Source organism: Mucilaginibacter sp. P4_A11, from assembly GCF_056402535.1.
The window spans coordinates 1-26,164 of the sequence record NZ_JBFUHE010000025.1 but is presented as its reverse complement, the minus strand read 5'-3'; the positions used below and the strand labels follow the sequence as shown (position 1 = coordinate 26,164).

14 protein-coding genes are annotated in these 26,164 nt (G+C 39.0%); 9 read left to right on the top strand and 5 right to left on the bottom strand.

Features of this window, described 5'->3' with window-relative positions; all coding sequences use genetic code 11:
* Positions 1-26: 26 nt before the first annotated feature.
* The gene (locus AC1DUD_RS29675; protein WP_477381326.1) at positions 27-599 is read left to right on the top strand and encodes a TetR/AcrR family transcriptional regulator; all 573 of its coding nucleotides are present in this window, start codon (positions 27-29) and stop codon (positions 597-599) included.
* 111 nt (positions 600-710) lie between these two features.
* Positions 711-2,258 (top strand): MFS transporter, encoded by a 1,548-nt coding sequence (locus AC1DUD_RS29670; protein ID WP_477381324.1) that lies wholly within the window; start codon positions 711-713, stop codon positions 2,256-2,258.
* A gap of 287 nt (positions 2,259-2,545) precedes the next feature.
* Here AC1DUD_RS29670 and AC1DUD_RS29665 read toward each other — a convergent pair whose 3' ends face one another.
* Positions 2,546-3,691: a redoxin domain-containing protein gene (locus AC1DUD_RS29665; protein WP_477381322.1), complete on the bottom strand. Its 1,146-nt coding sequence runs from the start codon at positions 3,689-3,691 to the stop codon at positions 2,546-2,548.
* 718 nt (positions 3,692-4,409) lie between these two features.
* On the opposite strand from AC1DUD_RS29665, the gene AC1DUD_RS29660 reads away from it, so the two are divergent.
* The 7 genes from AC1DUD_RS29660 (at position 4,410) to AC1DUD_RS29630 (ending at position 17,036) form a co-directional block, all read left to right on the top strand.
* Positions 4,410-8,510 (top strand): protein NO VEIN domain-containing protein, encoded by a 4,101-nt coding sequence (locus AC1DUD_RS29660; RefSeq protein ID WP_477381320.1) that lies wholly within the window; start codon positions 4,410-4,412, stop codon positions 8,508-8,510.
* Positions 8,511-8,518: 8 nt separating this feature from the next.
* Positions 8,519-8,920, top strand: coding sequence for a hypothetical protein (locus AC1DUD_RS29655; RefSeq protein ID WP_477381318.1), 402 nt, complete (start codon positions 8,519-8,521; stop codon positions 8,918-8,920).
* Positions 8,921-9,207: 287 nt separating this feature from the next.
* Positions 9,208-10,080 carry a DUF4007 family protein gene (locus AC1DUD_RS29650; protein ID WP_477381316.1) on the top strand — a complete coding sequence of 291 codons (873 nt, stop codon included), beginning with the start codon at positions 9,208-9,210 and terminating at the stop codon, positions 10,078-10,080.
* Positions 10,070-13,291: a hypothetical protein gene (locus tag AC1DUD_RS29645; protein WP_477381314.1), complete on the top strand. Its 3,222-nt coding sequence runs from the start codon at positions 10,070-10,072 to the stop codon at positions 13,289-13,291. The genes AC1DUD_RS29650 and AC1DUD_RS29645 overlap by 11 nt, the downstream gene beginning before the upstream one ends.
* Entirely contained in the window at positions 13,288-14,391 is a 1,104-nt protein-coding gene (locus AC1DUD_RS29640; RefSeq protein ID WP_477381312.1) for a phosphoadenosine phosphosulfate reductase, read from the top strand. The genes AC1DUD_RS29645 and AC1DUD_RS29640 overlap by 4 nt, the downstream gene beginning before the upstream one ends.
* A 1-nt stretch (position 14,392) precedes the next feature.
* Entirely contained in the window at positions 14,393-15,025 is a 633-nt protein-coding gene (locus tag AC1DUD_RS29635) for a hypothetical protein (RefSeq protein WP_477381310.1), read from the top strand.
* Positions 15,012-17,036: a ParB N-terminal domain-containing protein gene (locus tag AC1DUD_RS29630; RefSeq protein ID WP_477381308.1), complete on the top strand. Its 2,025-nt coding sequence runs from the start codon at positions 15,012-15,014 to the stop codon at positions 17,034-17,036. Before AC1DUD_RS29635 ends, AC1DUD_RS29630 begins: the two co-directional genes overlap by 14 nt.
* Positions 17,037-17,067: 31 nt before the next feature.
* On the opposite strand, the gene AC1DUD_RS29625 is transcribed toward AC1DUD_RS29630, so the two are convergent.
* From AC1DUD_RS29625 to AC1DUD_RS29610, 4 genes are all read right to left on the bottom strand, one after another.
* The gene (locus AC1DUD_RS29625; protein WP_477381306.1) at positions 17,068-22,395 is read right to left on the bottom strand and encodes a helicase HerA domain-containing protein; all 5,328 of its coding nucleotides are present in this window, start codon (positions 22,393-22,395) and stop codon (positions 17,068-17,070) included.
* Positions 22,396-22,400: 5 nt separating this feature from the next.
* Positions 22,401-23,861 (bottom strand): DNA phosphorothioation-dependent restriction protein DptG, encoded by a 1,461-nt coding sequence (dptG, locus tag AC1DUD_RS29620; RefSeq protein WP_477381304.1) that lies wholly within the window; start codon positions 23,859-23,861, stop codon positions 22,401-22,403.
* Between the two features lie 3 nt (positions 23,862-23,864).
* Positions 23,865-25,586, bottom strand: coding sequence for a DNA phosphorothioation-dependent restriction protein DptF (dptF, locus tag AC1DUD_RS29615; protein WP_477381302.1), 1,722 nt, complete (start codon positions 25,584-25,586; stop codon positions 23,865-23,867).
* Positions 25,587-26,054: 468 nt separating this feature from the next.
* On the bottom strand, positions 26,055-26,150 hold the full coding sequence (locus AC1DUD_RS29610) for a hypothetical protein (protein ID WP_477361193.1): 96 nt from the start codon (positions 26,148-26,150) through the stop codon (positions 26,055-26,057).
* Between the last annotated feature and the right edge of the window lie 14 nt (positions 26,151-26,164).

Sequence of the window (26,164 nt, the reverse complement as noted above, 5' to 3'; positions counted from 1 at the left end):
AATTTGTAAAAAGGCAGGTGGAAACTATGGACAAACAATCACATATTATAGAGATTGCGGAACGCCTTTTCTCTACTTACGGTATTAAAAGCATCACAATCGACGAATTATGTGAACATGCCGGGATTTCAAAAAAAACCTTCTATGTCTATTATGAAAATAAAGATCAGCTGGTAACACGGGTATTCGAAAAGATCATCAGGCGATTAAGCACAAAGATCAATTCGGACAGGGAGGGAGTCAGCGATGGCTCATCTGCTGTGGAGCAGCAAAAACGTTTGCTGCGCCGCATCGCTGCGCTCAAACCTTTGTTTAATGATAAAGTACTGAATGAGCATAGCATAGCCAGGTCGTTACTTTTAAATTTTATGGAATTGTTTTTAAGAAACGTGCTTGAGCAGGAAATCAACAAGGGGATTCAGGGCGGCTGGTATCGGTCAGAGGTGCCTGCTGCCCAGGTCGCTGAATTATTTCTCCTGCAGATCCGCATGGTGCTTAATTATCAACCCTATTCATTGGAGACGGCTATTCAAGCTCATGAGCTAACAACTTACGGACTCTTAAATTCTTTATCCTGTTCAACCATCGCCCCAAGCTAAACTTTAGAATCAGATCCATATGGAAAATATATTCAAAAGTCACATCCGGGTTTAACGCGGCAAGCTTTGCTTTATTAGTTACTTTTATATCATTATCCGAATCAGTTACTTATGACAACAGTATCATTGAAAAGTCCTGCAGGAAAGTGGGTCATGGTGTCTACCATACTAGCCTCAGCAATGGCCTTTATTGACGGTACGGCTTTAAATGTGGTTTTACCCGCTTTGCAAAAGAGTCTTAACGCCAGTGGTACCGATCTATTCTGGATCTTAAATGCCTACCTTTTGATACTTGCCTCACTTATGCTGATTGGCGGTTCCCTGGGCGATAAGTTAGGCAGGAAAAAAGTTTTTATGGTTGGTATCAGTGTATTTCTGATCGGTTCGGCAGCCTGTGGATTTTCCGGTAGTGTTATTGTTTTGGTAGTATGCCGCATAATTCAGGGCATAGGTGGAGCATTGATGATTCCGGGAAGTTTATCGCTGATCTCAGCATCGATCAATAAAGAAGAAAAAGGCAAAGCTATCGGTACCTGGTCTGCGTTTACGACCATAATCATGATGGCCGGGCCGATCCTGGGCGGTGCTCTGGCTGATGCTGGCCTGTGGCGTTATATCTTTTTTATTAATTTGCCGATCGGCGTCATCGCGTTATTGATGCTGTGGCTCAGGGTCGATGAGAAAATTGATGACCATGCAGATCATACTATCGATTATCCCGGCGCCATTGCCATCACCTTAGGGCTTGCATCGTTAACCTTTGGTTTTCTTCGCGTACCAGCTGTGGGTTGGCAAAGCTGGCATGCTTATGGCCCCCTGTTCGCCGGTATTGTTTTATTGATAATCTTTATCATTATACAACGAAAAAGTAAACATCCCATGATGCCCTTGCAGCTTTTTAATAACCTGACTTTTAGCGGGGCTAATCTGCTTTCCTTTTTTTTATACGCCGGTTTGGGTGCCGGGATGCTGTTTTTATCGCTCAATTTTGTTCAGATACAAGGCTATAGTCAATTACAATCGGGACTTACTTTTCTTCCTTTTACGTTACTGATCATCACCATCGCACGGTTTGCAGGTAGCCTTGCTGATAAATACGGTCCGCGGCTATTCCTCATTTTCGGCCCTGCAGTCGCAGGTACGGGCTTATTCATGCTATCTTTTATCAAACAAACCGAAGGGCCTTCAGCCTATTGGACTACCTTTTTTCCCGGCATTCTTGTGTTTGGATTGGGAATGTCATTCACCGTAGCACCATTAACGACCACCGTAATGAGTTCGGCGGATGCCCTTTTGTCCGGCGTGGCATCCGGTATTAACAACGCAGTAACAAGAATAGCGGCTGTATTTGCTAACGCCATATTTGGTGCGCTTGCAGTGTTGTTCTTTTCAGGCGCATTGGCAGAACAAGTTAGATCTATTAAACTCGACGACACAAAAAGGGAAGTTGTAATGGCGCAAGCGATAAATTTAGGCGGTGCCAGAGTGCCGCCCGGACTTTTTGCAAGAGATCAGGAGCAGGTAAAAAAAGCGTATAGGCAAAGTTTTATAAGTGCTTATCGTAATATCATGCGTATATCGGGTACGCTCGGTTTAATAGGCGGTTTAATGGGTTTCGTTTTTGTTAGAAATATGGCGATCAAAAAGGCAGGTAAGTAATTATTGATCTTAACAATAGAATTGCAGATGTGATATCGCATTAGTGCAATGAGAAGCAAATTGATTTTCTAAAAAAGAAGAATTAAATGCGGAATGAAGGGGATTAGGTCTTGGTTTCCTGGCAAGTCGATAATGGTAACCGGGTAGCCGAAGCTTTGAAGAACCTTGAACAGTAAAATTTCCACTTCAAGGCACTGTTAATATAGTGACGCCCTGTGTCCGCTTCCCAAGGTTGTGGAATGGACATAGGGCGTATTTTACTGGTTTCTTTAATGGCGTAAAAACGATTAGTGAAGCAGCTTTTGGAGTAAGACTTTAAGATCGTCACCACGCAGATTTTTTGCGATAATTTTCCCTTCAGGAGAAATCAACACATTTTGCGGGATATTATTGATCCCATACAATACCATCGCTTCATTTTTTGAGCCTTTTGTAAGATCTGCTATTTGTACCCATGGCAAATGGTCGTCACGAATTGCCTTATGCCAGGCGAATTTTGCTTTGGTCACATCTGACGAAACACCCAGGATGGTGAAATTTTTTCTTTGGTATAAATTGTAAGCGCTTATCAGATTTGGGTTCTCTGCGCGGCAAGGAACACACCAGCTTGCCCAGAAGTCTACCAAAACATACTTACCTCTAAATTCGTGTAAGGATACTGCCTTTCCCAGCGTATCCGTTAACGTAAAGTCAGGCCCGATTGCGCCTATGGCCGTTTTCTTCATCTCGGCGATTTTACCCGCGTACTTAACGCCGGCTTTACTTGCACGCACGTCAGCCGACAGAAGATTGAATGCTGGTTCTACCAATCTGGAATCGGGGTATAGGCCGGCATAATTTTCTAAGGCGGTTAAGCTAACCAAAGACGAAGTATGGTTTTTTAGAAAACGCAATGCGACCAACTTCTTCTCTTCTTCTATCTGAAGGATTACTTTGACAATGCTATCTCTAAAGTTTGCTACCTGCTGTTTCTCCGGAGATGCATTAAAAAATAATTCGTTTGCCTTGTCTGACTTTTCGTCTGTTTCTTTAAAGGCCAGTTTCAGTTCGCTATAATCTTTATTCAATAGCCCGCCCAAAAGCTTCGCTTTGTCCAGTGAGCTGCTATCGCTGATTGATATTTTACCAGGCTCAAGATACAAGTTTAAGAAACCTGCATCATTCGACATCCATCCTGATCCTTTGGTATTAATAAACAGGGTTGCAGGACCTGGGCTGTCGGTCGATCCAGAAAAGGCGAAACCTCCATTGATTATACCCACAGAGTCAACACGTTGCTGCGTGTCTTTAAAATACATCAGGTAAGCTTTGGCGGGATCTGAATACTTCCCGACCTGGGCCTTAATTTCATAGTGTAAATCCTGTCCCTTCAAATCTCCATAAGTAATGGCTAACGCAATAAGTGCGAATACATTCTTCCAACTTTTTTTCATTGTTATAGCTTAATCTATTTTATATTTCTGATAGTAATTCAATTTATTAAGGTGTTTCTCCTTCGGCAATCGCTATCCTTTTTATTAACAAAAGTAATGTAAATATATACCAATCGGTATTTATCGTGCCTTGCTTAACTAATAAATTTTACTTTTTTAGCCAGTCGTTTTTTAAAGCAAATGAATGCTTAAATAGGATTTATTGCCAAACTAAGGAATTTTGACTCCACTATGCGAATATTGAAAAACTATGCGAATAAAAAAATCTCACTCTGGCGAGTGGGGTTAAATCATTGATTTTGGGGCTCCCCAAACTGGACATAATTCGAACCAAATGATAGAACAATTGAAAATTTTAAATGAGTTAAAGGTTGCTTAAGAACGATTGGGTTCCGCTACCGGCCAAAAATAAAATTAGTAAATTAGCCGTAAGGAAAGTTTCCCAAACCCCCTTTTTTGCTGATTATACTTTTTGGCCGCTTCTTGCGGATACTATCAATTCTAAATTAATTAAACCCTGCTCCAGTTGGAGGACACAGATCGGGAGCGGGCTAACCTAAAATCGGCAGATATAATTAACTGCAGTTGAATTTTCGGAAAAGATAAACTTTCTAGAACTTCGAAGTCCTATTGGGAACTGGCTACTTAAAATAGCGTTTTCTCAAGGAATTTTATAAGTAAAAAGTTATCTTCACTTCTCAACTTATCACAACGTTTTATGTTTTCAAAAGAACTTCCTTCAAGCAAATCTGAGATAGATATCGTAAGAAAATTACAAAAACACTGGAATATCCCTGAGCTGAAATTTATCGGACAGCTAGTGAAAACCGAAAAGGGCGCATTTTTTAATTCAGTTCTGCTCAACAAAAAACCTATTAGTTATCCCGAGAGGTATGGTAAAGTAAGCGCATACTGTCGCGTCGCTGACACTCTTGTTTCAGGGACATTCTACCAGTTTTATTGTAGCCTTGCCCCGGAAAGAGTGAGGGAAAAAAATCCATATGCGCTTAATGTGGACCTTTCAAAGCCTATTATTCCCATACCTGGATACGAGTTATCACAAAGCAGTAATGAGCATTTTATAAAGGATATTTTTAACATTAGGGGCTTATCTCCGGATGATGCCGCCCGTACTGCCAGGCAACTTCGCTTAAACGAACTTGAATTATATACTCAAACTGAACGTTTCATATTTGAGCTGATTCAAAACGCGGATGACATGCCGAAATCGCCGCAGGGAGTATCAATTGACTTCATGTTGAAAACGGATTTTTTTATTTTCCTACATAACGGACTTCCCTTTACTTCTGAAAACGTATCTGCAATAGCTGATGCCGGGAAAAGCACTAAAAAAGCCGATTCTCAAAAAACGGGATATAAAGGTATCGGATTCAAGTCTGTATTCTCTGACGCTAGGACGGTTTATATTCATTCAGGGGGATTCAGTTTTCGCTTCGATCAGGATTACTATAAACAAATTGAATTTGAAGAACTTTATCAGTCACATATTTCCGATCTGCATGACGATGCAAAAAGGAATTTCCTCGCCCGGTACAAGGGTAAAGAGCAAGAGATGGTGATGATCGAGAATATTCCCTGGCAGATTAAACCGCTTTGGACCAACTATCATGACTATCCCGAAGAAATAAAGAATGTACCTGCCTTTTTCAGGGAGGAAGTTGGTATCGCCCTGAAAATAGGGAATAATACAATTGTAGCAAAGAACTATAACCTTATCTTAAAAAATCTGTTCAGCGAGCCAAGGTTTTTACTGTTTTTGCGGCACGTGCGGAATATAAATACCTCATCTGACACAATCGGCCTTACGGTCGATATCCAGGTTGAGGGCAATTTAAAGACTATCACAAGTACGGATAAGGAAAACAGGGAAAATCATCTTGTTACTTACATCACAGATCGGGGCAATTATAATATTGAGATCAATAATGAGGCTTTCAAGAAAGTTGATGTGCCGATTATGATTTTCGATGACGGGGAAAAATTATCTTTTAAAAAATTGGATGGCTCAGATCTTAATAATATTCCGGAGAAACTTGCCGGACTAAGCCGAACAACGATAGCTTTCGCTGCAAAGATTGAGGAAGAGAAAATTGTTAGGTTGAAGGAAAACGAGGCAATCCTTTTTAATTATCTCCCGACAAACGACACCCGTTTCGGTCTACCTTTCCTTGTGAACGCTGACTTCATTACTACCACAAACCGTGAAACAATCATCCAAGAGAATCTCTGGAACATCTACCTGTTTTATAATATCGGATATCAAAGTATTTGCTGGATCGCCGAAATTGCTTTGTACAGCCTGAAAAACAGGGTCAAGAATCTGCAGGACTCCATTTTGCAGCTTTTGCCAAAAATACAGACCGATGTTAAAGAAATACATGAAAAATTCAATGCTGGTTTAGCACAAGCAATTTCAGAAGTGCCGTTCATTCCCGCAGCAGTCAAGCCGGAGTTATTGAAAGTCAGCGATGCGGTACTCGACAAGACCGGCATATTTAGACACCATTTTCAAACCAGTTTTAAGGAACTCTATCCGGACAAAGAGCTAATTCATTATCACCTTCTGTATGCGTCGGATAAACTTTGCCAACCGGAGATATATGGATTCGAAGTTACCGTTTTTGATGAAAGTGATATTTACAGACTTTTTCTGTTAGAAAATTTCAGCCCGAAGTCGGACAAAAAGCAAAATGCCTCGTTTATCCGTTTGTTGAACAAAGGTAAAAAGGCCGGGATACTAAAAAAGTTTCCGTCAGTACTCAGCAGGGATGGTGTTCTTAAAACCCCAGATGAGCTTTTCATTTATATAGATAGGCACGATAGTGAAGCACTTTCTTTTGATACCGGCCTGAATTTCGTTAGTGATGACTTGGAGCAAATTGCAGCCGGCAATACGGAGTTCGAAATGATCCTCATTAACGAGCTCGGCATCAGTAAATTCGATCCGATAAGATATATACAGGATATTCTTCCCCGCTATCTGCAGATTAATAAAATGATTTCAGATCCGGAAATAAACCTTGGGTTCTGGCGCTTCATCTTTAAGTACAGAAAGTCGCTTGCAGCCAACGATAAAGCAAAACTCGCTAATTTTTATGTCCGTACTGCCGACAAGCAGTTCACTTCGCTTAATCAGTGTTATCTTTCCGGCAATTACCAGACCACCTATCAGATTGAAGAGGTTGCCGCTCAGATCGGGCTTACCGGACTGTTGTTTGCCGGTTTCGATTACGTCGAGGCATCCAGAGAAATCGAGGATTGGCGATCTCTTTTCTATGAGTGCGGCGCGAGAAAATCTGAAGGGTGGGAACTATACCGGCTTAACGTAAAAAACCTTATATCGGCCAATAGGCTGACTGAGGAAAACTGCCTTGTCATCACAAGGTTCATATTTGAAGTATACCGGAATAACAGAAGCAAATTTGATGTAACGGAAAACAATGTGCTGAAAAGCCTGAAGCTGCTAACGGAAAAAAACGGACTTCAGGCTTCTGCCTATTGCTTTTTCGGTTCCCCGCAGAACAGCAGCATATTGCCAGACTATGAACTAGATAACTTGGTGAGCCCAAAATACAGTTCCGCCTATGACAGAACCTCAGAACAGGATTGGAAAGTTTTTCTTCTCGCGGCAGGTGTAACTGAATTGAACGAAGCTGACGTCGTTAAAAAGAAATTTCTCAAGATAATATCCAGTTTGCCGATCACGGATTTCGATACTGCAGCAAAGGTCTGGCGCTATATTTTTAGTTATTCATCAATAATTATGAACGACAACGCGTGTAAGCAAAAACTAAAAGATATACAGTTGCCCTTACTGAACGGTACAATATCGGCATGTCAGGCCGGTATCGTTTATTTCTCTAACGGTTTCGCGCCGAAGAGTGACATGGAAGATCTTATGGGCGGTTATTACACAGGTTTTGTTTCTCCTGTTCTAATTGAAAAACCTGCGGACGCCGAATACTGGCGTAATTTACTAACCGTTGCTGGAGTAAAAGAGATCATTGCATTTTCCGGCACCGGCAACCTTTTCGAGGTTTACCATATGGAGAATCTTATTCATTACGATTTCGCACTACGGTTCTGGCCATACTTTCAAAAATATTTTAAGGTAGATGAAATAAACACAAACTCTAAGTTCAGGACGGGAATAGTTAACAAAAATTCTATTCCGTGTCTTGACGGCGGACTCAAAAGCCCCGACCAGATATTCCCTAATATTGCTTTGTACAAAGATCAAATCAACGATGATAGTAAAATTGCCGCATGCGATTTTACTGGCGAAGTGATTATATTTTTAGGAATCAATACCAACCTCGTCGTTCTGGAAAGTGATAACAGTTTTTTAAAACTGCTCGGTAATCAGGGGGAGAGATACGTGTACCAACAGTTGAAAACTGAAAACTGGGCTGCGGGAACAGATATTATCGAAAACGAAACCGGCTTTATTGCAGGTCCGGTTGATCGACCGAGCGTGGAAGTTGTCTGGAATAATAAAGCGCTGATCACGGCGGATTTACGCACGTTGCTTGATAGCGGCCTACCTTATGACTTTTCCTTAAAAAAAGACGGGGTGATCGACTACATAGAAGTCAAGACTACTTTTATGTCAAACAATCACTTTATGATGCCGGAAAGCGAGTGGAATTGCATGCTTTCAAATCCAAAAAATTATTACGTATATCGAGTAAACAATGCAGGTAGCGCTCCCAATATATCGGTTCGATGCTTAGCGCTTGAAGCACTGCTACGGGGGGACATCAGACCTCTTGAATTTCCGCTGACGATTACTATTTAAAAATTTTCATGCTAACTGAAAATCATATTACCCAACTGCTTGCCGATCATTTAACTTCAAAAGGCTTTGTTATAAAACAACAGCTTACAACCAGGCAAAAAGGCATAGACCTGATAGCACAATGTACTACCGGGCGAATGCATTATATCGAAGTGAAAGGCGAGACCAGTGCACGCTACGGTTCGGCCAGATTCGGGCTTCCTTTTAAACCCAGCCAGATCTGGTCACATGTAAGTGTGGCCTTGTTAAAAACACTTTCTATCATCAACGAATTTCCAGGGCAAGCCAATCATTTCGGAATGGCTTTTCCTGAGAATCATAGGAAATTGCTGATGTCCATAAAGCCATCCCTTGACAAACTCGGGTTGATCGTATACTTGATTTCCGAGGATGAAGTGAGCGAACTTTGACTATAATTTGAAACAATGCGTTACAATTCATTCGTAATTTTAGGCTTCAATGTATTCTTAATTTAATTGAAAACGATCATTTAGGGATAAACCGATTCGCCTTTAAAGTAGATATCAAATAACTAGGAACCTAATTCTCCATTAATTAAACTACTTGTATATTCGTGGCCTGAAAACTTCGGATGAGAATCATCCTGTCACACATTAATATTGCTAACAAATTTAGTATTTTTTTAAAATTATAATTAAGTTTGTCATTATATAATGACAATGCTTAAATTCAACCTATGATAGGCACCAACATTAAATATAGCTTCTCGGGCCATGACTCATTTCAATGCCGCCAGCAGTGGCTAAAGAAGGGGTATGATCATAAGCTGGCAAACCGGTCTTTTCATGAAGAAGATGCGGTCGTCTATCTTGGTGTAGGAAAGAATATGGTTTCTGCTATTCGCTATTGGATGCGTGCTTTTGACCTGCTCGATAACAATGATAATTTAACGGAGCTTGCACATCGGATATTTGCCGATGATGGATGGGACCCCTATCTGGAAGATGAAGCTAGTTTATGGTTGCTGCATTACCATTTGATTAAGAAAAGTACTGCGTCATCCTATAATTTGATTTTTAATGAACTGCGACGCGAACGTATCGAGTTTTCTCGGTCAAACTTTATTGCTTTTGTCAAAAGAAAAGCGGAAGCCAATCCTTTTATCGTTAATGAAAATACCCTAGGTGACGATTTCGGGGTACTGTTAAAAATGTATATCAGAACCGATGCTCAACAAAAGGATACCGAAGATAGCTTTTCCGGAATTTTTACCGAACTAAATTTACTTAGGCATAAAGGAAAACGTGATGAGGATTTTTATGCCGTTGAGAATTCTGAAAAGAAAGAAATACCGGAAGAAATCATTTTCTATACCATTCTTGATAACGCCGGCGAAAGTGCTTCTATTAACTTAACTAATATTGAACAGGACCCAGGGCAAGCCGGTGCTGTGTTTGCTATCAACCGTACTGGTTTGACCAGCAAAATCCAGGATATCGCTAAAAAATATCCTGAGGTAGTTTTCAGCGATCATGCCGGTGTTAGAGAACTGCAATTTAAACAACTGAATGACCCATTTGAGATATTAGCCCGTTACTATGCAAACTAACTATAATACATCTGTCAATATCGTTAGGGATGCTGAACGGGAGATCAGTTATATACCAACTGCGAATGCAAAGCGTTCAGCCGCTCAAATAGGTAGTGACTTCAAAAGTGGTGTTCACTCGTTCTCGCTGATTGGATCTTACGGAACTGGAAAATCTTCTTTCCTTTGGGCTTTCCAAAGAAGTTTCAGCAAGAAATCAAATCATTTCGACATACCTTTCATCAAGGCGGCAAGTACTGGCGTCATTAATATCGTCGGCAGTTACATATCGTTAAAACAGGCTTTGGAGGAACATTTTGGTCTGGAAGCCCAGGGCTCTGAAAAATTAATTTTCTCAGAATTATTCAATGCTTATCATGACCTCGGAAATAAAAATCCTTTATTACTGCTGTGCATTGACGAGTTTGGTAAATTTCTAGAATATGCTGCCGCAAATCAACCTGAACAGGAACTGTATTTCATTCAGCAGCTTTTAGAATTTGTTAATGATCCAAAGAGAGGCATTATTTTAATTTCCACCATTCATCAAAGCATTGACGCTTATGGTTTGGCGCTAACGTCACTTCAAAAACAGGAATGGTCGAAAATAAAAGGACGTTTCCGGGAAATTACTTTTAATGAGCCAGTAGAGCAACTGCTTTATTTAGCAGCCAGCCATCTGGAGTCACAGCGATCTGCTGATATCCCCAATGATACTATTGCGCAGGTGATCGAATTATTCCTGACATCGAAATCGTTTGACACCAATCCGGTATACCTTCTTGAAATTGCCGAAAAACTATTCCCGCTGGATATTTTTGCCGCCAATATGGTTACGCTTGCTTTGCAGCGTTATGGGCAAAATGAACGGTCATTGTTTTCATTTTTAAAATCGACGGACCACACCAGCATATTTGCACATCAACAGGCTAGCCCAAATTTTTATAATGTTGCTAACGTATATCAATATCTGATCTACAACTTTTACTCTTATATTAACTCACCTTATAACCGAGACATTGCAGCCTGGAGAGGCATTCAACATGCGCTTGAAGTGTCGGAGCGGATATTTAATGAAGATCTTACGGGCATAGCGCAATTGATCCAGACAATCGGTCTGTTCAATATCTTTGCTGCTAATGGCTCTATTATAGACAAACCGTTTCTTATTCAATATGCGGCGACATGTTTTAACATGTTAAATGCCGCTGATTTATTGACTCAGCTTGAAAACCGCAAGGTTATTTTATTCAGAAATTACAGCCGGAGGTATGTCCTTTTTGAAGGCACAGACCTGGATATACAATTAGCTTTATTCGAAGCAGGTAACAAGGTTGATCAAGTTGTTGATGTCACCGGACTCATCAACAAATACTATAAATTTCCGCCGGTCGTAGCCAAGGAAGTTTCGTACCGCAGGGGAACTCYCAGATTATTTGAATATTTGATTTCTACAATTCCACAAAAGAAAGTTGCAAAAGGAGAAATTGACGGCTTTATCAATCTTATCTTTAATGAAAACCTGAAAGAGACGGATCTCATTCAATATTCAGCCGGGCAAACTGAAGCTATCCTTTACGGTTTTTATAAAAACGCGCGACATATTAAAGATCTTCTTTTTGAGATTGAAAAAACTAAGAAGGTAATTGAGGAAAATACAGATGACGATATAGCAGTCAAGGAGCTGACAAATATAATTACGCATCAGCAAAATTTGCTGACGCATAAAATACTGAACAGCACTTATAACAACCAGCGCGAGGTAATTTGGATTTATCGCGGACAGGTATTAAATATTCCCAGTAAACGTGCGCTCAATCAGCAACTGTCGGCAATTATCAATGATGTTTACAGCCATGCGCCCATTTTTAAAAATGAGCTGGTCAACAAAAACAAAATATCACCATCAATACATACAGCTAAACGTAACTATATCAAAGCTTTAGTCAACAATTGGGATAAACCGCAGTTGGGCTTTGCAAAAGATAAATATCCGCCGGAAAAAACTATCTATTTATCCCTACTAGAGAGTAATGGAATTACCCTTTATCATGAGGACAACGATTATGAGATAGCGGTTAACGAGGCTAATGACTTTCAATTTCTATGGAGCTTTAGCAATGAATTTTTGGATAGTTCCAGAGCTTCAAGGCGTTCGGTAAAAGAGCTGAATGATTTATTGGCGCTTAAACCCTTCAAATTAAAGCAGGGGTTAATTGATTTCTGGCTGGTTAGCTTTCTCTTTATCAAACGAAATGATTTTTCGTTGTTTTATAAAGGCAACTATGTCGCCAATATTAACGATGAAATCCTGGAGATATTAATTAAGTCTCCGGCAGATTACGAAGTTAAAGCATTCGATATCGGCGGAGTAAAATTAAATTTGTTTAACAATTATCGTGTTTTAGTTGAGCAAACAACAAAGCAACATCTGACTAATAAGGATTTTGTCGATACAATAAAGCCATTCCTGACTTTTTACAAAGGGCTTCCTGATTACGCTAAAAACACCCAAAGATTAAGTGCCGAAGCAATGCGTTTAAGAGAAGCCATTGTAAAAGCAAAAGATCCTGAGCAAACATTTTTCGAAGCTTTTCCTGCAGCTTTGGGCTTTACCTTACAAGGCTTGCAACAATCACCTGAAAAGCTCCAGCAATATGTTGAAGTATTGCAAACGGCTATTCGGGAACTGCGCACATGCTACGCTGAGCTGGTCAATCGGGTTGAGGCATTTTTGACCAACGATGTTGTAGGTGGAGAAATGGTTTTTCCTGAGGTTAAAACAGAGTTGCAAAATCGCTACCGTCAAATTCGCCTGCATTTATTACTTCAAAAACAAAAGGTTATTGTGCAGCGGATCAATTCCGAATTGGATGATCGCACAGCCTGGTTTAATTCCATCGCTCAAGGTGTCATGGGGGTAACGCTGGAAAAGTTCAACGATGAGACAGAATGGGCATTTTATGACAAATTAAAATTTACGATATTAGAACTCGATAGTCTGACTGAGCTTTCTCAGATTAATTACGAAGAAAGTAAGGAAGATGTTCTTCATCTGGATATTAGTTCATTCGGTGAAGGCTTACAAAGAAAAATCGTCAGAGTGCCTAAAAACCTGAACCAGGCAATTGGAAAAGCTGAAGATGACCTGAAGCGGACATTATCAGCGGATAGAACCGTTAATATTGCTGCATTAACAAAATTGTTAAAGGACTTAATCGAAAATGAATGAAAAAGGTTCGTCACGTATTAGGTATTTCTGGAGGTAAGGATAGTGCTGCCCTGGCCATTTATATGCATCAGAATTACCCCCAATTCGATATCGAATACTATACTTGTGATACGGGAAAAGAACTTAACGAGACTTATGAGTTAATTGATAACTTGGAAGTTTATTTGGGTAAAAAGATTATTAAACTCAAAGCGTTTGAAAACAGCGTTGAATCGCCGTTCGATCATAAACTCAAAACATTGGGAGGATTCCTTCCTTCTCCGCTGAATCGGTGGTGCACAAAGACTTTAAAACTGGACTTATTTGAGCGATTTATTGGTACAGATCCAGTTATTTCCTATGTGGGTATTAGAGGGGATGAAGATCGGGAAGGTTACATCTCATCTAAACCTAATATTCAGTCGATCTTTCCCTTTCGAAGGAACATTTGGAGTGAAGATGTCATGCGCAAGGTATTTGCACCAGTAAACAACGAACTATTGATGTCGATTTATGCAGGCTTGCATTCTAAAGGTATCACTGACCGTTTTAGTCAGGTACTCGCTACACCGGTAACTCCACAATTTGATATTACCACTAAAGTCAACAAGTTATTGAACTTAGATATCATTGACTTTAACCTCGTCGTTAACGGTTTTATTAAAATGACAGATTATCCACTTTCCAGAGAAGAAAATTTTCCGTTATTGGATAATCAGGATAACCTGGTCAGACAAGATATCTTCGATATTTTAGAAGATAGCAATGTTGGCGTACCACAGTATTACAAAGCCATTGAATTCGAAGTCGACGGTATTAAAGGATCATATTCGCGAAGCCGTTCTGGTTGTTTCTTTTGTTTTTACCAACAAAAAATCGAATGGATCTGGCTTTATGAACAACACCCAGATCTTTTTAAAGAAGCAACTGAGTATGAACTGGAAGGTGGCCACACCTGGAATGATGGTGAATCATTGATGGATCTTATTAAGCCAGAACGTACACGCCAAATCAAATTAGAGTATTTAAAAAGGACCAATAGCGTAAAAAACACATCGCCCTATTTACTTGATCTTTTGGATGATGCTGAAGAGGTAGGCTGCGCGTCATGTTTCATTTAATATGAGCAATTCCATTGATAATTTTTGGATCAGTACCCTAAAAACTTCAAAGATCAACGACCATTGTGTCTATAGTTTGGCGGATTTGCATAAGATACCAAATGTGCCAGGCATCTATGCATGGTACCTGAAAATGGATAGGTCAAACGCTGACGACTATTTTAAAATTTTCAAACAAAAAAAGGTAGGGGTTCAAGTTACTGGGCACCTGAAAGAAAATTACATCGGCGAGGTTAAACACTCCTATAAAGCTTCGGACTACCATAACCCTGGCCTCGATTTTGATTTGTGTGAAGTCGCAAGTTTGGCTTTTAGCCCACCTTTATATATTGGAATTTCAAAGGATCTTAAATCACGTCTTGCTGTACACGCAAAAGAGCTTCAGGACATCTATTTTAAAAAAGTCAAATTAATGACCCCGCCCCCTCTTGGAAAAACGGATTTTGACACAATTGTAGAATCCGCTCATTTTGCGCAAAGAGTGGGACATAGCATAACGTCATTCAACAAAATAAGCCTTAACGCATTAGTCATCCGAACAATCGAAATGCCATCAACGTATATTTGGAGTGATCTGCAAAAGGTAGAAAAGTATTTAAACCGCACTTATAACCCTGTATATGGTAGGAAATAAAATAGCTGGAAAAGCCACGAATCAAAGGAAATACATCACCCTACATGGGATGTTTGGATCATTTGATTTACCGCAGAAAGCGGTAAAGGTTAAATATTTTTCTACAATGGCGTCCGGTAATGAGCAGGACGTGGACTCATATGCTTTGTTGAAGGAATTAAAGCCTATGAGAGAGCGCGTGAAAGCGAGTGAGATCAAAGATCTGGCTTCTTTGTTACAACGCAATTTAGACGATTACAGAGTGGCCTATGAGCTAGTTCCGTATTTGACGCAAGGTAAAAGCATTGCTTTTTTTCCGGCGGTTTTAGGAGTGTTAATGCCTAAAACATTATTAAATCTGAAATCCTCTTCTAAGTATCCCAATGTAACCAAAAGCAAAGCTACTGATGGTTCCAACAATGAAATTTTCAACTATGAGGATCGATGGAAACTAGAGCTTTTTAATATAGGTGATGTAACCAGCAAGCTGGGAATATTATCAATAGATATCAGCGATATCGATGTAATTGTGCTTGATGGTCAACATCGTGCAAATGCATTTAGAGTAGCTAGCGGTGCTTTTTCTGATAAAGACAGCAGTGTTTATCCTGCATTTTATAAGGATGTTGTTTCAAGTGAAAACCTAAAGGCAGATTTGCCAATCACTTTGATTTGGTTTGAAGATCAGGAAGAGGATTTCAATCCTAAACTCGTTTCACGAAGGTTATTTGTAGACGTGAACAATTCTGCGAAAAAAGTAAGTAAATCGCGAAAGATTTTACTGAACGACTATGAAATCCCATCTTTAATGACTAGGTTTTTTTATTCAGCACTTGCTAATGAGCACTCATTTGAACTATACAATTTTTCTTTGTTTCACTCCGAGTTCGACAAAGATTCCGACATAAACACTTCCTCAAATAATGTACTAGCCATTACTAATCCTGAGTTTATTTATGAAATATTGTCCTGGTTGACGCTGGGTTCGAGGAAGTACAATGACCTCAATGATTATAAAAGCCTAAACTTTTTCAAGAATAATGTTTTTGAATTTTCAAAAATATTTGACTCTCAAAGCTTCAATAGTACGGATATTAGCCCCGATGAAGAATCTTTGAATAATAAAATCGTCGCAATAGTAGACGACAAGAAAATCGACGCTTTCGAAAGCGAGTACTTATCTCGACTACAGCCTGTATTATATTCAATTTTTAACAATTTTAAACTTTTCCAACCCCACTATAAAGCGTGTGCACAAATCGGAGAATGGTACGATGATGAAATGAATACCACGTTAAGAACGGTTTGGGATGAGGTGTTTTCAGGCGGCGAAGGCTTATATTATACTTTTAAAAGCAAGGCTATTAAAGGGAAAGCTAATAATACCCTCAAGTCATATATCACTGGAATTGACGAAATAGAAAAGAAATTTAAACAACTGCGAGCTGCGTATTTTACGCCAATTCCAGAAAATCAGGTAAACTCCGCTTACGAATCAGCGAACACTAAGGCATTTCAAGTTGGCCTTTTTATGGCGCTCGATGTATATAAAGGAAACGAATCTTTTTCGGACGGTGTGGAAGATTTTATCAACGCAATCAATGCGATTCCGCATAATGATTGGGTATTTATCTTAAATGATATCAAGTCGGCATTGATTCCCGGAGTTGACCCTAAAATTTGGCCTGCATATCAAAAGCTGATATTGCGTGTAATCCAAAATGGTGAAAGGATATATTACCACGAAAAGAACTTTTTGGACTCCCCTGACGGCAGGATCTTTAAGAGCAGTATCAACCGGTCATTTAACTCCTGGTGGGAAACAAAAGATGACATCTCTGATGCAGATCTAAGTATTGACATAATTGAGCTTACAAACGTTAACAAATGGGGTAAAATTGCTAAAGATGAACTAGATAAGCTGTTCAAAAAAGCGAATGTCGTAGAAATACCGGGTGTTGATGAAAAAGCCGTCGCTACAACACTTGTAAACGAATTGATAGCGAAGTTTAATCCACCTCCTAAAAAATAACATTTGAGCCAGAGTGTATTCCGGCTCAAATTCAGCCATTTATCAATTCCCAGAATGCTGTATCTTTTATCTTGATTGGTTTACTTCCTGCTAAGTTTACGATGCTGTAATGTTTTTCTAACCCTTTTATAGTTGTTATTAAATCCTCTCTATCTGATTTATTTGGCAAATCAAATAATGATCCGACCTCACGTTCCTTAATCTCATTTACACGGTGAATAATCCAAGTTAAGATATAGTTCGAATATTCGTTGTCACTGGTTGCGAAATGGTTGAGAAACTGAGTAGATAAAATTGTTCCCACACCATACTCACGCCCTTCTTTTAAAATTTTACGCAATGATTCAAAATTCTTGCTTAAAAAGTTATCCGCTTCATCTACTAGAATCATTTTGTTGATCTGGCGAAAGTTGCCTTCAATTTTACTGTGTCCATAGTTTTGCATCTGCGAATAAAAGAGATCCAAAGTAATCGCAACAACTAAATTTTGAATCTCAGAACTGTAACCGCTTAGATTAATCACGGTAACGCCTTCTAGCAACTCGAAAAGTCCGATTGCTTTTTTACCGTCTGGTTCAAAAATTTCAAAGTCATACAGCTCGGTTAATACAGCATGCAGGCTATCTATGCTGGAATCATCGTCGGAAAGGTAAATATCACACACGTCCGCAATAGTTGGGGCGGGCTTTTCCCAGGTGCTTTCTGTACTCTTATCAATACCTGCTTTTGCATAAGCTGACATAATAAGATCCTTTAATAAGGCTCGTTGTTTGTTTCCAAGCGTAAACGCCTTTGAAATAGTGTCTTGCAAAGTACTGGCTGTATGCAGAGGTAGAAGTTTTTTGGGATTCTTACCCACAAATAACGCTAATGGATTATATGGAAGGTGGTATAAATTATAAACTTTTGCATTAGTAGCGTTTACAAAATCATCTTTGATGTAATCACCCTTATAGTCAAAAATTAATACGCCGATATCTTTACCATCAACATTAGCAGCACCATTTCTGGACAGCTGGGTAATCAGCGACTTCGTAAACTGAGTTTTACCAGTACCCATTGTACCAATAATTCCTGTATTGGTATGCATCACTTTATCGGTAGAAGTGGGCAGCCATTCCACTACACGACCGTCATTGGCCCGGTGACCGAATTTTACGGTTAAAGGGCGGCTGATATTTACCTCATATCTTACAGCGGGCTCTGCCGCTATCAACGGTGCCGAAGTATCATCATCATCCGCTGTAAATTCCGCCGAGTAAATTGGCGTATGATCTTCGGCTTCTATAGGCAGCGCACTGTCTTCACCGACTTGAGTTTCCTCTAATTCATCAACTTCAGTAAATGTTATATTACGAAATTCGGTAAGCGCTTCAGGACTTAAGTTATAAACGCTTGCCATTAAATCATCGGTTGTAATACCTACCGCTGTAGGCGCGTTATAACGTGCCTGGAGGGCGTCCACTGTCTGAACAAGATCATTTAATCCGTCACTCTGGAAAAGATTTATTAGCAGGTAGGAAGCTTTTTCCGTGCGGCCATACTTAATTCCCCTATTCATGAATTCATTATTCTTGAAGGATAACACGGCAAAATTCCCAATCTGGGCATCTAGCGTTTTTATTCTGAAATCATCATTGAGCAGCTTTCCTCTCAGTAATTCTACTTCCTCCCATTTTTTAGCATAGCTTGGCCAAACATCGTAAAGGGCCAATTTCTGTGCCGCAGTTAATATTAATTTGGAAAAATAATTTCGATAGATCGTACCTGCGAATCCTTTTTGCTGAAGCGTTTCCATTAACAGTGAAAAAGTCTGCTCTCCCTGAACGACAGCTTTAGCAATAGTATCCGCGCTGTTATTTCCAATCTTAACCTCTACCGGATAATAATACAACTGCAATTGCTCATCGATAACCTCCAGCCCAATCAATAATAGATCATCACTGTAAGGGCCTGTCTTATCAAGATTCTTTTTAGTAAATAAACCATCTGATTGCGAAAGACCCGCGGAACCGGTTACCCTGAGTATTTCTTCTAAAGATAGAATCACCCAAGTTATGTTAGGATGATCCAATATCGCAAGCATTTCTTTTACAGCGGAAAGAATACTTATCTTTTCCTTTTGGATAGTTTCATAAAGATTTTGAGAACCAAGCTTCAATAACCAATAGCCATTAATTGCATTGAACATATTAATTACAGGCTTGATGGCTGATTCGACGTTCTCAACCTTTGGGGTTAAATATTCCTTTAAAATAAATTGATACTGCTCCCATTTTGCAGTTATTGTAATGGAATCATATCCCGAAGAATTTCCGTACTGGTCAGTATAGTGAATGATTACGACATCTTGGTCATTTTTGAAAAAACTTAAATCAACCATCGGATTTATGAAAGTTATCCATTGGGATTTTTCATAGACTATTGTCAACCTTTCCCGAACATTCGTATTAATTACAGATGCGAAAGCCAAATCGCTTTTGTAAATACTGGAAGTGCCGGAAACGTGTGCAATTGAATTGAGCTTTTTGCTTATTTCGGTTAATACATTAGGTTGATCAGGCATCGATCTTACGCCAAATCCCGTACGATAATTTCCCTGGTTAAATACCGAGGGGAGGTCACTCATAATGCCTTCTAACGAAATTCCGGTTGAAATCTCCCGGGTATTATTATCAGATTTTTCCAGGTCCGATTCATTAAATTGATAAAACGAGATATGGGCATATTCGTAATCCTGATTTAATCCCTGATCGTCTTTAATAAAAAACTGCACTTTTTGATGGTACAGGCGTAACAGATCATCCGGATGAATCAGATCATCAATCTCGGATAAGTCAATTTGAAAGGTTTTTTTTATTTCCTGTACATCATCGAACTTTGAAAATTGTTCGAATTTGGTGATATAACTGCCAGAACCATAAATATTAATCAGAATTGGATGAACATCCATCAGGTTCTTTTCGTCTTTTGCCAACCGCTTAATGGTTGTTATTAGGTGTTGGAATACCCCTTTCAATGCTTCCAGTCCATCACCAACGTTGATTAAATTTATTCGGATCGGAGCTTCTACATCAATATATAGGAAAGAAAAATGCTTGACAAATTCTTTGATTTTAGATGCGATGATTTGCGGAGCATTTTTCCTATTGATGGACTGACCTTCCATTTGTGCGCTGACGTAGAAAATCCACTCAGGACTGTGCTCTTGACTTACAGCGATAAAATAATCCTTGGGGTTAACTCCATTATTAATATACGGAAGCAAATTGAGCGCTGTGAATTTGTTGAATATCTGCGATGGCAGATCCTGGTCACCCGCCCGCTCGGAAAGTTTTAACTGGTAAGCTACAATCAAAGGATGTAGCGGGGTTAACCTAAATCTGTTTAATATGGAACTGTCCTGTACACTGGCTACCCGAAGCAAAGCCAAATGCTGATCAGACAATACTTGATTAGGCTCAATCTCACTGATGTAATGCAGATAAAGTTGAACGTACTTCACATATAACTGCTTGAGCTCTTCATCAACGAAAGCCGTACTCGGCAGTAACCTGTAGATACCCCGGTTGGTGTTCCGGAAATAAGCAATGATATGATCGTAAACCAGCTTAAACTCCGTTGGTAATGACTGGTCATAACCATCCAGCTCGTTATCTGCAAGCAAGCGATGATAGGCTTTGCCGCTGTCTATAATTTTCTCCTCAAGTAATAAGGTTTCCCTAAACTCCCCTGTTGGAAAAAAAATTTGATTACCATGCTCCAGCAGAATGTTTGTACGGCCGCTCTTTTCGTCAATTTTGGTTGTATAATGAACAGACTTCTTTGTGCCCGTTTTTTTACGCCACACTTGCCATCCGGTTAATCCAATCGGCTTGATTCCATTTATGGTAACCCGTGAAAAAATTGAAGCCTGATCATAGGCGAGCGTAAAAGAAAACTCACTGCTATCAGTGATATTCAACTCATCAAGTTTGAGAATAAGCTGTTTATCTTCCGATATTTCATATTTTCGATTACTTTCAAAAGGAATTGGATCCGTCTCCGCGCCTTGGTCGTTAAATATTAAATCACTGTCGGAGAAAAACTCCAAACCATTTTTTTGCTTTTGAACTTTAAAAATGGCTTTGACACCGACAAATAGATGAGCGCCGAATGGAACAACCAATACTTTAAATTTATGGTCGTTCTTCTTGCCTTCTTTTTCTTCGTGGTATTGTAAATAACAGTTTTGAAAATCCTGAGGTTTGGTTAATGAAATTGTGACATCAAAACAATTTTCTGATTCAGAAACAATCGCTGATGCCCCATGAACAATCAGATTTTTAATAGATGGCTTTCGCTTGAAAAAAATTTTGAATTTAATTTCAGCTTTATGATTTGGGTTGAAAATTAAAATATTTCTGTTCTGACTGGCGGTTTTTGACGGTCCGTCGGCTTTATCCCAAATGACATCAAGATCCTCATTTTGTTCATCTGTATTAGGAATGTATTCATTGAACTTGATATTTCCTCGATTATCTTCATATTTCAACAGGTCATCAAAGGAAACATTAACCCAATTAGTCGGGTTTTTTAATTTATTTTGACCTTCTTTATCGAAGACTTTTCCCAGGTAATCCGGTAATGTTCCCAGTTGCTCGTTTCGGGAAATTTCAGTGAACCATTTGTTGTTTTTTGCCAGCCGGCTAGCAACCTGGGCTTTTGGAACCGCACCATTCTGTACTTGTTCATCATAAAAGACACCTAAACTATTGTAGTCAGCCCGCTCCAACTGCTTATTGTTCAAGATGTCCAGATATTTTTTCAGATCAAATAAATTGGTGCTTTCCACTTGATAGTCAACATTCTCCAGGTTAAGAAGCTGCCTCAAAAACTCTTTCTGCGTTTTAGAGAAACTATTCTCCTCCTCATCACTAAAGGTCTGAATGATATTTGTGCGTACGCTTTCAATATGAAGTGGCATACCTTTATTAGCCAAATTCTCAGCACCTTTGATAATACTTTCCAGTTCTGTATTGTGTAAAAAAAGGATAGCAGTATTTGTCTCAAAACCTTTGATCTGATCAAAATAGTTGCGAAGCCCGGTCAGCAAATCCCCATTAGGGTGCGATGCAATAATCAGCTTTTTACCGTTAAATTCGAGGTAATAACTATCATAGTTGTAAAATGAATATTCTCCAACGGCAATTTCCTTTTCATAAGCAGTTGCTGCGAAAAACTTCATGCATTCATATAGGTTTTTCACGTGTTCTGGTTTTTCAAAATATATCTGATAGCGACTGCCATGATGGATGTCTCTTTTCAGAAAATACCTGAATATCAGTTGGGATAAGTAAAAATATAGGCTATTTTCCATTCGTTTTACCGGTAAAGTCTTTTAATGTATTGTGCGTCACCGCTATCACTTTTCTTTTCTAATGTATTAATCTTGCCGAAAAAGGTAATGACCGCCTGCTTGGTCTTTTCGTCCAGGTAAATTCCGCGCAGTTCGAGTTGATCCCAAAGTTTACTTACTAGAATTTTGTCCTGTCCGTCGCCCTGCGACATAATTGAAAGCTCCGTCATCATCAGCAACAAATCGCGATCTATTTTAAGTGAACCTCCTAAAGAACCACGTAACTTGAAATAGCTACTTTTAACGAATGTCTTATACCAGTTTCCAAATTCCCGATAACTTGTACTGCGTGCGCTATTCTCAAATTGATACTTAATCGCGGAAAATAGCTGATGAATGAGGCTCAAAGAATGAAATTGCTGATATATGTCGCCTTGTGGGGGTTCATAAATTTCATCAAATGATTCCCAGCTAACGTCTACGATCTTTTGACGATAGGCGCGAATAATTTTATAAATAGATGCTGTAAAATCATTTTCTTCGTCCTGAGTCATTTTTTGAACGTCTTCACGGATCTCCCAGTAGGTAAAAGGCCCCTGTGCGCAAACGAATTTTTTGTTGAAACTTATCATATTCAACAATTCCAGGGTATTAGCGTGGGCAAACAAGGCGGTCGCATTGCTTTCGACCTTTTTCCAGCCATGCTCTAATGCGAGGCGGGATCTTGACAATTTTTCCCAATTCAGTGTAAAATAGAGGGGGTGAATCTCTCTTTTTTGATCAAAGAGATCGGCGGAACGCAAACTCTGCTGAGTAATGTAATGAAAGTAGTAATATTTTATCAGCTGAGAAACGTTAGCAATGTAGAATTCCTGCAGCTTCGATAAATTAGCCAAATCCGTTTTAAACAGCGCCCTGATATCTGAAGCCAGTTGGCCGTGGTAATAACCTTCTTTGTTCCATTCTCTCACGGTTTCGGAGGATAGTTTATTCAGATGTTCAATGATAAGGTTGTATAAAATATTTTCATGACTATCGCCTTTAGAACGTCTAATCAAGGCCTTTACCTCATCGTCGATCAGCAAATTAGCTACGAATTCCTGTAGAACCTGGAGTTTACTGTTATTAGACCTCAGCTTCAAATGGGGCAAAATCTGAGCGCTGAATAAATAAACATCATCATTCTCATCAAATAAAAGGGAAGTAATAATGGCCTTCAATTGTGTCGGCTCATCAGTTGTCACAGTTGAAATAACCGAGTCGAGCAGTTCTTTATTGGTTGGGGTATGGGCGTATTGCATGTCGTGACAAGCTCGGAAAAATTCGCCAGTAATGCCTACAAAAGACTCCATATCTGGTATAGAATCGATTAGATCCGGTCTTTCAGAGGATAGGGGAAAAAGTTTAAGCAGCCTTCCACGCGTATGGTTGAATACCTTTTTATCAAAGACTTTGGCGTACTCTATTTCGTTAATTTTGAAGTCCATTAATTATAATTTAAAGAATTCATACCCGAATGAAGGATCAAAACTTAACTGGAATTTCTCGCGGGTACTCCCGCCTAAGCGCTCGAAATTGATCGACTGATCCTGGCCCGCAAGAACCGTCATTTGATCAATTGACTGCTGGAAATTGACGTGACTTTCTCGGTCTAGCCTGTTTGGACTATAGCCTTTAATAACATTTTGTAGCAAAACGAACAAGTCAATATCCAATTTAAAAGATAATTTATCGTTGTTTACAATGATGCCTATGGGAAAAGTTGTGTCGAATTCGTTCACTTCTTTAGTTGCAGAAATTCCTTCCTGAATTATTACATCAGCCTTTAGCAATATTGACTGAGTTATGTTATACTCCAGTTGTTTTTTGCCTATCGGAATATTTACTTCCTTATCCAATTTTGAATTACCATTCCAGTAATAGATCGCCTTGATAAGATCTCTGTAAAGTGGTAATAATCCTTTCTTGTCCCCTGTGTAATAAGCGAAAAGATATTTGGTGAATAAGTGATAATAATTTAGCTCTTCCTTGAAGAATTGATTTTTATTAAGAAATAAGCTGCGAATAAAAGTCTTTACAATCAAAGGTTTATCCAATAAGGGGTTTTGGTTAGCAAGCCAGGTAAATTTGAAATCCAAGCCAAATTCCTCAAATAATTTTTCCGGATTACTGGTAGAGCTAACCTTAAATATCAGGTCATCCAATGTAAAACTTCGGTAACGCACAGGGTCAAGAAGCGTCAAAGAATCAAAAAGCTCCGATTTTCCGGTGTTGTCAAACAGAACGTTATAAAGAATATTCGGCATCATTTTCGGATTTTTTCCAAGCAGGAATAAATCCTTGATTTCCTCTCCTGTTAAAGGCGCGAACTCGGCTGGGACAATTAGATTGTATAGAAAATCCAATAGATCCCTGACCGACAGAATAAGCTTAAATTTAATAATGGCATGAATGACAAGATTTGCCAAGCCTTCTTGAACATCACTCTTAGACAATTGCAGGTAATTGAACCGCATTGGACAAGCGTCACTATTCGGATGGGAATAATAATATTGATTAAAGGCGGAGAAAAACGGATTACTGTTAACCGGATTCGTTACCTTTTTTAAGAGGTCGTAAATTAATGCGGAATTAGCCTTGTCAGATAAAAGCGTGAAAAGGTTATAATCTGCGAAATTAATGAATTGAATATTACATTTTTCATCGAACTTATTACCCAAAGAAACGCGATCTATGATACCATTCGCATAGACAAACTGTGCCAATTCGGGAAAATCCTCTTTAGATAGATTTAAGAATGAGGAGAGTACGCCCAAGTTTATCGCGACAATTCTTTTAGCCGAATTGTTTGGATCTTTTAAGTTTTTAGAAGTAAAGGGAGAAAGAAAGTCCCTAAGCTCCATTACCCAATCTTTATTTACATCACGACTTTCCGTAGCATCATTTCGTACCTCTACTTGCTTCATTTCTTCTGGATATTTCATGAACATCCTGGATAGAATATGGGAWTTTCCATCACCAACATTACCTGACAATAGAATGAGCTGAGGTAAGGGGCTTTTAACAGCTGATAAAACGATCTCTTCAAATTTTTGTTCTACAAATCGGTTAAGATGCAAATAGGTTTTGAATTCATCGAAACTGTTAGAATTTCCGTCGATTACGGCTTCTTTAGAAGATATGCTGAGTTTGTCTAAAAGTGATTTGAACATCAAAAAATAGCTTAGGTTTACTTATTCCAAAAGCCTCCAGCTCCGGAAAACAAGTCAATGTTGCGATTAAATTTTATAAATATTGTAATAATAAACTACAATATACGATAAATGAATAGTGAATTTAAGAAGTGTTTGGTAAGTATTTGACATTGTTTAGATTTATAAAATACTTTTATTAACTCACGATGCATTAACGCTTTTTTAAAGATTTAATAAGTTTTGTTTTAGTCGATCAAATCATAGAAGTACTGTGATAATATGCAACCAGCACAAATAACAGAGTTAAAAAACGTTGATAATTAATGATGCCCCAATCTTTGCTTAAGGTGGATATACCAATGATATTGACCCCTCTTCGCCAATCTAAAGTGACCCCTCTGAGTTAGGGTTTGAAAGAGAGTAAAGTTGTTGTACAGATAGGCTCTTTGGAGCGGATGTTTTTGTCCGGTTTAACAACTATTATTTTTACAAAAATACATTTTCTGATTTAGAGTTTCTTCTCCTTAGTGATTCGCCATATAATTCGACCCTTAAAGAGTGGTGAACAATGCGGTCAAGGATCGCATCAGCGATGG

Coding starts and splice junctions, on each gene's coding strand:
- AC1DUD_RS29675 (WP_477381326.1), top strand. CDS start 27: ATGGACAAACAATCACATATTATAGAGATTGCGGAACGCCTTTTCTCT.
- AC1DUD_RS29670 (WP_477381324.1), top strand. CDS start 711: ATGACAACAGTATCATTGAAAAGTCCTGCAGGAAAGTGGGTCATGGTG.
- AC1DUD_RS29665 (WP_477381322.1), bottom strand. CDS start 3,691: ATGAAAAAAAGTTGGAAGAATGTATTCGCACTTATTGCGTTAGCCATT.
- AC1DUD_RS29660 (WP_477381320.1), top strand. CDS start 4,410: ATGTTTTCAAAAGAACTTCCTTCAAGCAAATCTGAGATAGATATCGTA.
- AC1DUD_RS29655 (WP_477381318.1), top strand. CDS start 8,519: ATGCTAACTGAAAATCATATTACCCAACTGCTTGCCGATCATTTAACT.
- AC1DUD_RS29650 (WP_477381316.1), top strand. CDS start 9,208: ATGATAGGCACCAACATTAAATATAGCTTCTCGGGCCATGACTCATTT.
- AC1DUD_RS29640 (WP_477381312.1), top strand. CDS start 13,288: ATGAAAAAGGTTCGTCACGTATTAGGTATTTCTGGAGGTAAGGATAGT.
- AC1DUD_RS29635 (WP_477381310.1), top strand. CDS start 14,393: ATGAGCAATTCCATTGATAATTTTTGGATCAGTACCCTAAAAACTTCA.
- AC1DUD_RS29630 (WP_477381308.1), top strand. CDS start 15,012: ATGGTAGGAAATAAAATAGCTGGAAAAGCCACGAATCAAAGGAAATAC.
- AC1DUD_RS29625 (WP_477381306.1), bottom strand. CDS start 22,395: ATGGAAAATAGCCTATATTTTTACTTATCCCAACTGATATTCAGGTAT.
- dptG (WP_477381304.1), bottom strand. CDS start 23,861: ATGGACTTCAAAATTAACGAAATAGAGTACGCCAAAGTCTTTGATAAA.